General features: G+C 46.7%; 8 protein-coding genes and 1 pseudogene. 7 read left to right on the top strand and 2 right to left on the bottom strand.

Annotated elements, in window-relative coordinates:
- Nucleotides 1–89: 89 nt before the first annotated feature.
- Entirely contained in the window at nucleotides 90–293 is a 204-nt protein-coding gene (locus tag QUB12_RS35415) for a hypothetical protein (RefSeq protein ID WP_333147810.1), read from the bottom strand.
- A 968-nt stretch (nucleotides 294–1261) separates the two neighbouring features.
- Here QUB12_RS35415 and QUB12_RS35410 point away from each other — a divergent pair.
- The 3 genes from QUB12_RS35410 to ruvA all read left to right on the top strand — a co-directional run bounded on the left by QUB12_RS35410 (nucleotide 1262) and on the right by ruvA (nucleotide 5158).
- Nucleotides 1262–3898 (top strand): AAA-like domain-containing protein, encoded by a 2637-nt coding sequence (locus tag QUB12_RS35410; RefSeq protein WP_333310795.1) that lies wholly within the window; start codon nucleotides 1262–1264, stop codon nucleotides 3896–3898.
- A 72-nt stretch (nucleotides 3899–3970) separates the two neighbouring features.
- Nucleotides 3971–4225 (top strand): type II toxin-antitoxin system RelN family antitoxin, encoded by a 255-nt coding sequence (locus tag QUB12_RS35405; protein WP_333147814.1) that lies wholly within the window; start codon nucleotides 3971–3973, stop codon nucleotides 4223–4225.
- Nucleotides 4226–4534: 309 nt separating this feature from the next.
- Nucleotides 4535–5158 carry a Holliday junction branch migration protein RuvA gene (ruvA, locus tag QUB12_RS35400; RefSeq protein ID WP_190742029.1) on the top strand — a complete coding sequence of 208 codons (624 nt, stop codon included), beginning with the start codon at nucleotides 4535–4537 and terminating at the stop codon, nucleotides 5156–5158.
- 295 nt (nucleotides 5159–5453) lie between these two features.
- On the opposite strand, the gene QUB12_RS35395 is transcribed toward ruvA, so the two are convergent.
- Nucleotides 5454–6026, bottom strand: a complete 573-nt coding sequence (locus QUB12_RS35395; protein ID WP_333147820.1) for a hypothetical protein — start codon at nucleotides 6024–6026, stop codon at nucleotides 5454–5456.
- A 428-nt stretch (nucleotides 6027–6454) separates the two neighbouring features.
- Between QUB12_RS35395 and rpsO the strand changes: the two genes are divergently transcribed.
- The 4 genes and pseudogenes from rpsO to QUB12_RS35375 all read left to right on the top strand — a co-directional run.
- Nucleotides 6455–6724, top strand: coding sequence for a 30S ribosomal protein S15 (gene rpsO / locus QUB12_RS35390; protein ID WP_190661928.1), 270 nt, complete (start codon nucleotides 6455–6457; stop codon nucleotides 6722–6724).
- Nucleotides 6725–6819: 95 nt separating this feature from the next.
- On the top strand, nucleotides 6820–7293 hold the full coding sequence (locus QUB12_RS35385; RefSeq protein ID WP_333147822.1) for a PAM68 family protein: 474 nt from the start codon (nucleotides 6820–6822) through the stop codon (nucleotides 7291–7293).
- 353 nt (nucleotides 7294–7646) lie between these two features.
- Nucleotides 7647–8708: a 3-deoxy-7-phosphoheptulonate synthase gene (aroF, locus tag QUB12_RS35380; RefSeq protein WP_333147824.1), complete on the top strand. Its 1062-nt coding sequence runs from the start codon at nucleotides 7647–7649 to the stop codon at nucleotides 8706–8708.
- A 500-nt stretch (nucleotides 8709–9208) separates the two neighbouring features.
- A pseudogene (locus QUB12_RS35375) lies at nucleotides 9209–9511 on the top strand (DUF4277 domain-containing protein); the annotation flags it as partial.
- Nucleotides 9512–9648 lie beyond the last annotated feature (137 nt).

The raw sequence follows: 9648 nt of genomic DNA, 5'->3' as shown, positions 1-9648 counted from the left end.
CTCAGACGTATCTGATGAGTGTGCTATCTGAAGATTTTCGCCGATTGTCGGGGATTGTCTGAATTAAAAGTATCAGCGCCAATTATTTCCTAGCCTTTACCGGTTTTTACCTCTTCTTGCTCCCCATCCTCATTCGTTCCAGTGTAGTTAAAGTCGGGACGACTCTCCCAAGCCGTCAAACTCCTGGCTGATGAAGGTTGTGGAGCGAGCGCCGAAGCGCTGGCGCTGCCTGCCTGGAAAAAGCCGAAGCCAGCCGAGGCAATTACCCCTAATACTAAGATGCTGTTTTTCATGTTCGATGACCCTGATTTGCGTAGATTGGCACTTCTTGGCTAACCCGATATATCAGAAATGGGTTGATGCAATAACCCACTTGTCTTCTGATAAATCTGCCTGCCATAATCAATTCAGACAGGCACACCCGCTTGCGATCGGAAACGCCGGAAGTGACGTGTTACTAACGTCCACGATCATCCACCAACCTGATTTTTTTGGGTAGTGGAGCGAAAGCCATCAGGGCGTCGATCCATCAGGGAGTTATGCCATCAGGGTGCTAATCCATCGGGTAGTTAAGCCATCAGGGCGCATCTTCTACAATTAGCCACCGACTTAACTTTTATAGTTGAGTGAGTGGTTAGCCTGGTACTGACAAAGCCTTTAAGAATTAAACTTTTTGTGGATGCATCCTGAAAAGTTTGTTCTTAGGAATCCCCGAACGCGAAAGCCCGGGGAATGTCAGCAGCATGGAATTCCATGCAATCTAAGTCAACTAAAAAAACGCAGATTAACGATATCTCCCACTCAAGCAGTCCTCAGCCAAACGCTGGGGTTTTTTATTGGCAGCCATTGCGAGCGCCTTTTTCTCCGGCCTCCGGCAGGCGGATCAGAAGGCAGAAGGTTGACGGGGCTGTGGTTATGAGTTTCCCTGCCAACATCATACCACCGGGTGAAATTTAAAGTATTATTGTAAAAAAATGTGAAAAAAAGGGCGTTTTAGCGTTTTCTCACTCGATCGAGTGAAAATTCATTTAATTATGTGAACGAGTGTAAAAAATCAAGTGGCGGGGTACAATTGGGCCGATCGTAGGATTTGGGGGAACGCTTGCAAAGATACGGTAAAGATTGATAAGGAGAAAGCTGAGCTAGTAGACAATAGAGAAAGAGGAACAAAAGTTTCCCACCATAGTAAGCGGGCAATAACTCCAATTCGGAACCTTTCGATCGCACAGCAGAGGGGCGTAAAATCTTGATGAATTCCCAGATGACAGCAGAAGTCCACTCAACGTACCAATATCAAGTCGGAGGATATTTGCCTGCCGGTGCGCCCACCTATGTCCGGCGATCGGCCGACAGCGAACTCTACGCAGGACTCAAAGCCGGAGACTTCTGTTACGTGCTGAGTGCGCCGCAAATGGGAAAATCCAGCCTGCTAGTGCAAACGGCCAAAAGGTTGCACGCCGAAGGTACAGTTTTTGCAGCCATCAACTTGAGAAGCATCAGCAGCCCAGATATCTCCCCCCAAAAGTGGTATGGCGGAATCATGTACCGCATGGCAAGCAGTTTACACATCACAAACAGGTTTGATGCCATCAAGTGGTGGAACGATCGCGAACTGCTGTCGCCTGTGCAGCGATTGGAGATATTTATCGAAAAAGTTTTGCTCAAGTCACTTCAGCAAAATCTGGTAATTTTCCTAGATGACATTGAAAGCATCAGCAGCCTAAATTTCAGTACCAGCGATTTTTTTGCTTTGATCCGGGCTTGTTACTCCAAGCGGGCAGAGCAACCGGAATACGATCGCCTGACTTTTGCTGTTATGGGAGTAGCAGCCCCCTCAGAATTGATCCGAGATCCAAGATGCAACCCTTTTAATATTGGACGGCAGATTCATTTAAGTCGATTCCAACTGCACGAAAGTTTGCCGCTAGCAAAAGGATTAGCCCTGAAAGCTTTTCGCCCCCAAAAAGTGCTCCAAGAGATATTAGCTTGGACGGGTGGCCAACCGTTTCTAACTCAAAAACTTTGCCAATTGGTACTTGAGTACGGGCCTTTTATTGGCAGAAATTCCGAAGCTAAGCAGGTTGAAAAACTGGTCAAACACAGAATTATTAAAAATTGGGAAGAAGAAGACGAACCCCAACATTTGACTGCAATACGCGATCGCATTTTCCATAACCACTGCGACCTCACGCGGCTGTTAACGCTGTACCAGCAAGCTTTGCAACCGCCCCAGGCAACAAAATCCGGGGAATCGCAGGGAGTACCAGCAGATTACTCTCCCGAAAAAATCGAATTGCAACTGTCAGGACTGGTTGTGAAATCTCACGGTAAATTAATAGTTGCCAACCTAATTTATCAGTCAGTTTTTAATCAATTTTGGGTGGAAAAAGAGCTGGGAAAATTGGCTCCCTACCGATCCGCCCTAGCAGCATGGCTGGCTTCAGACCGCGAAGATGAATCGCTGTTATTGACCGGGGAAAGTTTGCAGTCAGCTTTGGATTGGGCTGCGGACAAACAATTAAGCCAAGAACACTATTGGTTCTTGAATCCCGATCGAACTGTTCGGGAAAAACCGACAGTTGTTGTGGCACAAGTTGCAGACAGCAGCGTAGACACAGAAGCAGACAGCAGCATCCTCACCCCGCCCTCAGACAGTGTTCCAATTGGCAGCAACGAACAGAGATTGTACGATCACATCGTCTCCTGCGTGGAAACAGAATCCCCCGCACAGGTGATCGAGCGGTTCCGAAAGCTATTTATCGACGGCATGGGCTATCCCGATCGAGAGATTGAAGCAAGTTTGTACAGTATAGTCTCCGTCAAGCGATCTGATCAGGACTTTAAATATCTCCTCCACCGCTGCTGCTACATCCCGATCAACCGCTGGCAATTGAATTCCCAAAACCAATTCGCGATTGCCAAGTTGGTAGCTTTATTTAAGCAGACTTCTCCCCGATTCGGGATGGAATTTTACATAGTCAAGCGCTTGCAAGAACAAATAAATTTATTTACTAAAAGTGACGAATTCCAGACCATAGAGCGCTTAGTAAAAGCCTTAGATAGAGAGGCGGAACAGCAGAAACAAGATACAGATTCTCCTTTGGGCGAATTGATCTGTCGGTATCCTTATTTGTACGGCTATTCTCTACTGAGCAAGGACAGCATTGAGGAAGACCAACAAACCATCAAAAAACTGGCATTTCAAAGACAGCGACAATTTGAAACACATTTGTCTAAATATTTGAATTATATGGTTGAGCCGAGAAATACAGAAATAGGAATTGTGCAGCGGGCGGCTAATCCCACACTTTTGAACGATGCAGAACTGCACTTAGCGGTCAGGGAATTTGCGGGAAAAGTAGCAGGCGATCGCAGCTACAAAGAAGCGGCTCAATTTTTCCTAAGAGATTCCCGACAAACTCCATCTTACGCTTCATTTAAAGTGGATTTATATGAATATTTAATATCGTCGATCGAACCAGAATACGGCGGGCGTCAATTTAATGACCGCTTGTACAAGCACATCAAAAATACATTGCCAGAAAATGACTCGGTGAAATTCAATAATATATTGTTAGTTCGGACTTGCCACCAGTTGTTCAACTTCTTAGTAGTGGAAAATTCCCAACATCCCAGCCACTACGTTTTTTACGACTTGGTGTACAACCTCGGCGCCAGCAGGACAATGGGTTTACTGCTGAAACTTGTACTGCTTTCGGCAAAAGTTAAACCTGAGTTGGAAAAGCGATTTTCTATTTTGTTTAATCACTATGAAGGTAAAGCTTCTAATGAAATTATGTGGTTTGTTAAATCCTTGGAAAATTTCAATGTGGCTTTGGTTGTGAATTTTGGTAAGACGGATTTGTCTTTGGTTAAAGAGCATCTTATTTTGACTTGAGAATAAGAAAATCGGTCGAACTAGAACAGGGTTATATAATAGTATTAATTTAAAAAAATCCAGGAGAAACAAATGAAAGCCTTTGAAGTCACAGGAACGATCGACGAAAAAGGTCAATTAATTCTCGATCGACCTTTAACCGCAGAAACTCCCGGCCGCGTGCGAATCATCGTTCTTCTTCCCGAACCTACAGATGAAGATGAAGACGACCCCGACGATACTCCAGTTGAAGAAGTAAAAGCCAGTCTCAGAAGGGCATTCCAGGAAGCTAAAACCCGACAGCGAATACCTCTTTCTCAAATGTGGGAGGGCATCGATCGATTTTAGATTTTAGATTTTAGATTTTAGATTTTAGAGGATCGCATGATTTATCAAGTAGAATCACCGTCGATCGTACTTTTGTTAACCATTTACTCAAAATCCGATCGAACTCACATCTTGCACCATTCTCAAGAACGGGCAAGATGCCCGTTCCACAAAGAGTAGATTTTCTTGTGGAACAGGCATCTTGCCTGTTCCTAAAAGGCTAATTGAGAATGGTGCAAGATGTCAGATCGAACAGATATCAGTCTCAACGAAATCCGCAGCATCATCGCCGAGTTTGACGAAAACGAATAGCGGTGTATTATAAACTCTATGATTAGCTATCTCAAAGGCACAGTAGCCGATATCGCCAAAGGCAGCAACCGCGTCATATTGACTCTGGAAGTCAATCAAATCGGCTATGAAATCCAAATTTTGCCCCGCGTGACCGGTCAATTGCCAGCATCCGGCGAAGTCGCCCAAATTTTTACTCACCAGCAAGTTAAGGAAGACCAAATCGTATTGTACGGTTTTGGCAGCGCGGCAGAACGCGATTTGTTTCGGCAGTTGACGAGTGTTAGCGGTGTGGGAGCTCAACTGGCGATCGCACTTCTCGATACTTTAGGATTGCAAGATTTAGTCCAGGCGATCGTCGGCGGTAACACCCGCATCCTCGCCAAAACCCCAGGCGTGGGTACAAAAACGGCAGAACGTCTCGCCCTGGAACTCAAAAGCAAACTCTCGGAATGGCGACAGCAAGCAGGTTTGACAACTTCAGTCGCCGCCGGAGTCCCCCCAGCTATTCAAGAAGAAGTCGAGATGATCCTGCTGGCGATGGGATACACTGCGGCTGAAGTCTTGCAAGCGCTGCAAACCCTCAGTCAAGACAGCACTTTGTCGGCCAAAGGTGATGCGGATGATTGGATACGTGAGGCGATCGCCTATTTGAGCCGATAGCAACTCTGGACACGGCAATGCCGTTTCCCTACTTGAAACAAGCTTCTGTTGATGTATACGAGACTTTGAGCCGATCGCAAGTCGCAATTCACTTTTCCCCGCAAGGGCATTAAAACTCTTTTTAAATAATTGAATTTTAAAAACGGACTAACTATGTCGCAATTCACTTTTCCCCGGAAGGGGATTGAAACATGAAAATACAAGTAGTCTCTGACTTACATCTAGTCGGAATTCACTTTTCCCCGCAAGGGGATTGAAACTCTTTAATTGAAGTGAAGGAAGGGGGCGTGGCTGATTATTGCGCGGGGCGCTTAAAGCTCACCACAAAACTTCTCCCTCCGCTCTTGTCTTTGCCTCTTGGCAGCACGCAGTGTTGCCAACTCCAGCGGATTGGACCAGCGATTAAATAGGCGTCGCCTGCATGTTGTTCGAGTTCAAAGACGGGGCTATTGGCATCTTTGCGAAAGCCAATGACGCGGTTGTTGGAGAGGCTGATGGCGAGGATTCTCTCTCCGTGTCGGTGGTTGTCGATGTGCCATTTGAACTGGGCCGAGAGGCTGCCGAACCAATCCGTGACGCGGTATTGATTGGGCATCTCATCGAAGAACCCACGGTCTTGTAAGGTCTTCCCCCAAGCGAGCATCCAGGGGCTGGGTGGTGGGGTCTCTTTGCCGGGGGCTCCGCGACGGATGGGCGCGTCGGCCTTTGGGGGTGTGGTTGGTTCGGGGGTGTTGTGTCCGAAGTCTCCGTAGTAGCGAAAGAGTACATCGCCTGGGTTCTTGGTGTACTCGTCATTTGCCACAATGAGGTCTACCTCTGTTTGAGACAGTAACTTGGGGAAGGTCTTTAGACCGGGTGGCTTTGCCATTGTGTTCCGGGGTTTTTCTTATGGTGTGTTTGCTGTGTCGATCGCGCCAGCGCCCACCCACCACAGTGGCCCGAATTTTATTACGTTTGGTGGGTGCCATAAAAAGCATTTATGCAGGGCACTGGGCCTTTATCCACCAACCATTATAGAAATAGCTTTCGACATTATTAAAGGGGTCATCGCAAATCTCGGGGTTGTTTGCGGGGGCCAGACAGAGAGAGTGCGTGCCGTTGCTGGCACTAAAGAATGTGGTACTGTTGGCGCTCGCTGGTTTCAATGTCGCAATTCACTTTTCCCCGCAAGGGGATTAAAACTCGCCATGCGAACTCTTGCAGCAAAAATTTCATCCCGCACGCTGCAACCTTGTCCATTCCCTGTGGTACAATTGCAGATTGTGACAATCGTACAAAAAAAACTAAAATCAATTCATGGCTCTTACACAACAGCGCAAACAAGAAATCATGGGCGACTTCCAAACCCATGAAACCGATACAGGCTCAGCAGATGTCCAAGTCGCCATGCTGACCGATCGCATCACAAAACTCAGCGCCCACCTGAAAATCAACCAAAAAGACTTCGCCTCCCGGCGCGGTTTGATGATGATGATCAGCCGCCGCAAGCGCCTGCTGGCATACATCCAAAGGGAAAATGTCGATCGCTACAAAGCATTGATTGCCCGTCTAGGCATTCGCGGCTAAACACCAAAGCCAAAATTTGCGACAATATTCTTTAATCTTGGACAAACACCAAGACTTATTGAAAAATGTTCGAGATTTCAGGTTAGAGATAAAATATGTCCTCCGAACCACCCCGCAAGCGCTTGCCCTTTGAACCGGCAACAAATCGTAAAAAAACGCCTAAAAAGCCCCCAGAACCCCAAGCAAGCCTAGCCTTAGAGTCGGATTCTGCCGACAAGCAGCCGAAAGCTAACAAAACCGGAAAACAGTCGCAATCCATCCCAGAAGTAGTCAGCCAACGCATGATATCTCGCATAGCGGTATTCTGCGGCATACCGACAATCCTGGGAATTTGCACATTTTTTGTCAGCTATTTGGTAGTCAGCAAAGGCTTGTTCGATCTGCCCAACACAGCAGTATTGCTGGTAAGCATGGGCTGTTTTGGTCTAGGCGTTCTGGGATTAAGCTACGGAGTCCTCTCAGCTTCCTGGGATGAAGAAATTTCAGGAAGCACTCTGGGGTGGGAAGAATTTAATACCAATTTTGGACGGATGCGAGAAGCGTGGCGCGCCGCCAAGCCAAAAAGTTAGTCATTAGTTATTAGTTATTAGTTATTAGTGACAACTTAACATTAAACCGATAGTCCGATAGTCCGACAGGGAATGAATTCCCTGTCTCAAAGCGAAAGTCCTCTTGCATAGGACTAATGAATTTAAAAAGTTTTCTTCTCAGTCCTCATAGCGAGGACTTTAGCTTTGAGACAGGGGTTTTAACCCCTGGCGGACTTGGCGGGTAAGCGAGAGAACTTGGCGGACTAAAAGCTTAAGTTGACACCAATGGCTACTGCCGTGTCCTGATATCATTCGATCGCCATTGCATCTATTTTTCTCAGTTCATCCGTGTCATAATTCGTTTCTAGCCCAACAGAAAAGGCAAAAAAAATATGATTATTGTAATGAAAGCCGGCACTCCAGAAGCCGAGATCGATCGACTAGACGAAGACCTCCGCACTAACTGGGGTTTGATACCAGAAAAAATCGTCGGCCGTTACAAAGTTGTCATGGGTTTGGTAGGCGACACCGCCGAGCTCGAACCGATGCAACTGCGCGAAATGAGCACCTGGATTGAAGAAGTGCTGCGCGTCGAAAAACCCTACAAACGCGCTTCTCTGGAGTACCGCCAAGGAGAAGCCAGCACAGTAGAAGTTGCTACTCCTTTAGGGCCTGTGATGATTGGCCTGCACCACCCGATCGCGATCGTAGCAGGCCCTTGCTCGGTCGAAAACGAAGAAATGATTGTCGAAACGGCAATGCGCGTCAAAGCTGCTGGAGCTCATTTTCTCCGTGGTGGCGCGTACAAACCGAGAACTTCCCCCTATGCTTTCCAAGGCCACGGCGAGAGTGCTTTGGGATTGCTAGCTGCGGCGCGGGAAGCTAGCGGTTTGGGAATTATCACCGAAGTTATGGATGCGGCGGACTTAAGTGCGATCGCAGAAGTAGCCGACGTGATCCAAGTCGGGGCGAGAAATATGCAGAATTTCTCACTGTTGAAGAAAGTCGGAGCTCAAGACAAACCAATTTTGCTGAAGCGCGGCATCTCCGCCACCATTGAAGAATGGTTGATGGCTGCTGAGTATATCATGGCTTCTGGCAATCCGAACGTGATTTTGTGCGAGCGCGGAATTCGCGGGTATGACAGGCAATATACACGCAATACCCTCGATTTGTCGGCAGTACCAGTATTGCGGACTCTGACTCACTTACCGATTATGGTTGACCCTAGTCACGGCACCGGTTGGGCGCAGTTTGTACCGTCAATGGCGTTTGCTTCGATCGCCTCTGGTACAGATTCGCTGATGATTGAAGTGCACCCGAATCCGAAAAAAGCTTTGTCTGACGGGCCGCAATCTTTAACACCGGATCAGTTCGACAAGTTGATGGAAGAATTGGCGGTGATTGGTAAAGTCATGGGACGTTGGCCGCAGCCCGTGCCTGTTTTGGCATAGAAACAGGCGAAACGCCTAACCTAAAATGCGATCGCTGTTAAATCCCCGACTTTTTTAAGAAGTCGGGGATTTTGTTATTCGGTTTTTGGAATAGAGGCCCAGGGGCATTTGTGACAAGTTACTGGAGTTTAGACTAAACAGCTATTAAATCGCGATCGTCACTGCACTCACCAACCCACATTCCGCACCCCAAACTGGCACATAGTCGGATTGAGGGGGTAAAAGTGAATCACCCGAGACAATGGTGAGTAAAAATACTCAATAATTTTGGTCAAACTCCAATCATGAGGGCTGAAAATTCCTGACAAGAGAAGTGAAGGCATGAGTTAAATCTGATACGAGTTAAAAGGGCGAGCGGTAGAAAACGAAGTTTAGGGCGTATTCGTAACCTGATTGATGACGAAAATGCGTTAATTGCGCTCGCAACCATAGCCAATAATCACCAAAAACAGTGTAAACTAGCAATCGCGATAAACGCTTAAATCAGGATTCAGCAGCCCATGCAGAAAGCATCCCAGATAAAAGTAGAAAACCTAGATCATCTGGGCTTGATAGCCGGTCTAGTTGATGAAATAGGAATTGTTGAAAAAATCAATGAATTAGTAGGCGAACAACCGGGTGAGATAGTCAGTCCCGGCCTGGTAGTTAAAGCCATGATCATCAATGGATTAGGGATGGTTTCCGCCCCATTATACTTATTTTCTAAATTTTTTGAAGGGAAAGCAACAGAACATTTACTTGGAGCAGGGATTCAAGCATCACATTTAAATGATGACCGCTTAGGAAGAGTATTAGATAAATTATAAATAGCCGTAATTACAGAAATATTTACAACCATTGCCCTGTCAGCCGCTCAAAAATTCGTAAGGATTCAGGTCTAAAAACTTGCGGCTCCAACGCTTGTCTGGCAAGGGTTTTAGGGCAAAATAAGGGTTTTTGT

It is taken from the genome of Microcoleus sp. B7-D4, assembly GCF_036705125.1.
Taxonomy (GTDB): Bacteria; Cyanobacteriota; Cyanobacteriia; order Cyanobacteriales; family Microcoleaceae; genus Microcoleus.
This window is presented reverse-complemented; position numbering and strand designations above follow the sequence as displayed.